Below are 2,335 nucleotides of genomic sequence, written 5' to 3'. Positions count from 1 at the left end.
GCGGCATGAGAGTACGTCAGGCTGCGCGCGTATTCGGTGCTCGCCGGTACCGGTGACCCCTGGCGCTCATCGTCCCTGCGTTGTGGGCGCTATTACGGAATCACCACGTAGGCAGCGCGGCAAACATACCTGTCGAGGTTGAAGGCAGGCTCCTGGTCTGTCGGGAACGAATAAACATTGCCCTCGGCAACCCAACCCTTGTCGGCGAGACACTCTGTGAAGAGGGCTTCGAATTCCGCTGGAGAAACCTCGCCCACGACGTCGACCTCGGGAGGGTTCTCCAGCCCCATGGACTCGGCCAGGCTGGCCAACTGCTCCTCGTGCGTCATGTCGAAGATGTCCTCCACGTGCACACCCGGGTAGGTGTGTTCCTCGAGGTCCGTCACTTCGCCAGCTGGGACAGCTGGCAACGCATCACGGTCGGGGAGGAGCGACTGGCCACCCCACAGCACCGCGCCCGCCACTGCCGCCACGGAGAGCGTCGTCATGCTCGTCCTAACGGCCGTCTTGCGCCGCTTGGTTCGCTTGGCTTGGCTCAGAACGTCGGCGGCCGGCACTCCCAGCCCCGAGGGCGTGGCGACCGAGTGCAGGGCGTCGCCCAGCCTGATCTCATCTGTCTTCATCATCGTGCCCACTCCTCCAATTCCGTGACGTGTTCTCGAAGGGCGCTCAGTCCGCGTGAGGCCGCGCTCTTGACTGCTGACAGGCTCATACGCATTTCCTCGGCCACCTGCTTCTCGGACAAGTCGCAGTAGTAGCGAAGGACAACCACTCGCCGCTGTCTGTCTGGCAGGGTCCTGAGCGCACGCACGAGCCCGTCAATGACATCCGTCTCGTCCACTGGGGACCGTTCAACCGCGGTGTCCCGAGGCTCCCCGGAAAGCACCTCACGTCGGCTGCGCCGCCATTGATCGGTGCGATGGTTGACCATGACTCTGCGGGTGAAGGCGATCTCCTCACCCGGTCTGACCGTTGTCCAGGCGACGTAGGTCTTGACTAGGGCCGCTTGGACCAGCTCGTTGGCACCGTGAACTTCCCCAGTGAGGAACCAGGCAATGCGCGACAGCTCGGGCATAGCGGCGCTGACGAAGGAGGTGAACTCGGCATCCCGCTGAGCCTTACCGCTCAGCACCGGACCGCTCCCTCGTCATGAACCCGATCATGACTCACCTACGCACCAGACTAAGGAAAGGTTGCAGAAGGAAAAGTCGTACTGACGAAGGCGCTGCGTCCGTCGTCCCGGACCGTATGCGCCGCCCCGCCACCCCGCCAGCCAATCACCTGCATGTCACCCTGAAAATGCGCCTGAGCCCCGGTGCGCCAGGCTGGTCGAAGCACCCGCCAGCCAACGCGCTGTATTCGGCGTGAGCGTGAAACCACGCCCGTGGTCACGGCCGCTCGGTGAGGGCGGGGAGCCATAGAAGGATCGCCCGCAGCAGGACAGCGGCGCGGTAGGTCGAGGCGAGCTTGTCGTATCTGGTCGCCAGGCCGCGCCACTGCTTGAACCGCTCGAAGCTGTTCTCGATGACGTGCCGCTTGACGTACCTGCCTGGATCGGTCAGCGGCGGGCGTCCGCCACGCGAACCACGGCGTTTCCGGTTCGACTGCTGGTCCCGAGGTTCAGCGATCACAGCCGTGATCCCTCGACTGCGCAGCAGGGTGCGGTGAACTCGCGAGGAGTACGCCTTGTCTGCCAACACCGCGTCAGGGGTGGTGCGAGGCCGCCCCACCCCGTCGCGCGGGACCCGAACCGCAGCGAGCAGGTGCGGGAACATCTTCGAGTCGCTGCCTTGCCCCGGCCCGACGGCGATGACCATGGGACGTCCCTTGCCGTCGCACAGCTGATGGACCTTCGTCGACAGACCGCCACGCGATCGCCCGATCGCATGATCGACCGGCTCGGGCATCTGCATCATGTAATTCGATGGAGCCCCCCGCGAGGCGCCTGGTGTTCGTCGCGTGCTGGTGGGCACGCGCGATGGTCGAATCGACCGCAACATCCCAATCGATCACGCCCATGGTGTCTGCCCTGGTCAACAAGGCCGTCAGGACCTTGTCCCAGGTCCCGTCGCCTGCGAAGCGGCGGTGCCGCTTCCACACCGTCTGCCACGGACCGAACTCCGCAGGCAGGTCCCGCCACGCAACGCCGGTCCGGTAGCGGTAGATGATCCCCTCGACCACCAACCGGTGATCCGAGAACCGACGACCCCGCCGCCCGTCCGAAGACGGCATGAAGTCCTCGATCAAGTCCCACTCGGCGTCCGAGAGCGTCTGCAACCGCGACATGCGATCACCCTTACCGACGCAGACTGCGGATTTGGGAGACACGCCCTAG

3 protein-coding genes are annotated in these 2,335 nt (G+C 65.0%); all 3 read right to left on the bottom strand.

Going from position 1 to position 2,335, the window contains the following annotated elements; all coding sequences use genetic code 11:
- Positions 1-92 precede the first annotated feature (92 nt).
- Positions 93-626: a hypothetical protein gene (locus FXF60_RS16345; RefSeq protein ID WP_151527041.1), complete on the bottom strand. Its 534-nt coding sequence runs from the start codon at positions 624-626 to the stop codon at positions 93-95.
- Entirely contained in the window at positions 623-1,132 is a 510-nt protein-coding gene (locus FXF60_RS16340) for a SigE family RNA polymerase sigma factor (protein ID WP_238335897.1), read from the bottom strand. The genes FXF60_RS16345 and FXF60_RS16340 overlap by 4 nt, the downstream gene beginning before the upstream one ends.
- A 256-nt stretch (positions 1,133-1,388) precedes the next feature.
- Positions 1,389-2,286, bottom strand: a protein-coding gene (locus tag FXF60_RS16335; protein WP_102708706.1) for an IS5 family transposase whose coding sequence is annotated in 2 segments (ribosomal slippage) — positions 1,389-1,934 and positions 1,936-2,286 — 897 coding nt in all. Because the reading frame shifts where the segments join, the coding sequence is not laid out codon by codon here.
- Between the last annotated feature and the right edge of the window lie 49 nt (positions 2,287-2,335).

This window comes from Serinicoccus kebangsaanensis (assembly GCF_008919445.1).
Classification (GTDB): domain Bacteria; phylum Actinomycetota; class Actinomycetes; order Actinomycetales; family Dermatophilaceae; genus Ornithinicoccus; species Ornithinicoccus kebangsaanensis.
The sequence above is the reverse complement of the archived record's forward strand: the minus strand, read 5'-3'. Positions and strand labels throughout refer to the sequence as shown.